The sequence below is a fragment of the Bartonella queenslandensis AUST/NH15 genome (assembly GCF_000312585.1).
Lineage (GTDB): Bacteria > Pseudomonadota > Alphaproteobacteria > Rhizobiales > Rhizobiaceae > Bartonella > Bartonella queenslandensis_A.
Genome location: NZ_HE998283.1, coordinates 1 through 736, shown reverse-complemented (window position 1 = coordinate 736; position 736 = coordinate 1). Strand labels below are relative to the sequence as shown.

The 736-nt window shown below is 34.9% G+C and carries 1 protein-coding gene; it reads left to right on the top strand.

Translation table 11 applies throughout. The annotated features are described in order from the left end of the window. Nucleotides 1–87: 87 nt before the first annotated feature. On the top strand, nt 88–736 hold a 649-nt coding region (locus tag BN338_RS10210; protein WP_039762152.1), incomplete at its 3' end, for a pyridoxal-phosphate dependent enzyme.

Below are 736 nucleotides of genomic sequence, written 5' to 3'. Positions count from 1 at the left end.
TTCTATCCATTTAATAATTTAAATATTATAAAAAACATGAAATAAATAATTCCATCAATTTTCCAGAACTAAAAAAGGATAAAACTTATGCAATATATCAGCACGAGAGGTGAATCTCCTGCTTTAAGCTTTACGAAAACAATCATGACAGGGCTGGCAAGTGATAGTGGACTTTATCTTCCAGATAAATTTCCACAATTATCATTTGATGCGTTACGCGCACTTCGTGGTCAGTCTTACACAACAATTGCTAAAACTATTTTATGGCCCTTTGTAAATAACGAGATCGAGTACACAGCTTTTGAAAATATGGTTGCTGAATCTTATACAACCTTCCACCATCCAGCAGTCTGTCCGTTACGACAGACTGGAACAGATGAGTTTATCCTTGAACTCTTTCATGGGCCTACTTTAGCTTTTAAAGATGTTGCAATGCAGTTTCTTTCTCGACTAATGGATTATGTTTTGACTAAAAAAAATAGATTTGCAACGATTATTGCTGCAACATCAGGTGATACAGGAGGGGCTGCAATACAAGCTTGTGCTGGAAAAGAACACTCAGATATTTTTATTTTATTTCCTAAAGGACGTGTATCACCTATTCAACAACGGCAAATGACAACTAATCAAAGTACAAATGTTCATGCCATTGCCATTGAAGGAAATTTTGATGATTGCCAAGCTCTTGTCAAAGCAATGTTTAATGATCATCATTTTCGTAAAAAAAGAGCTCTTT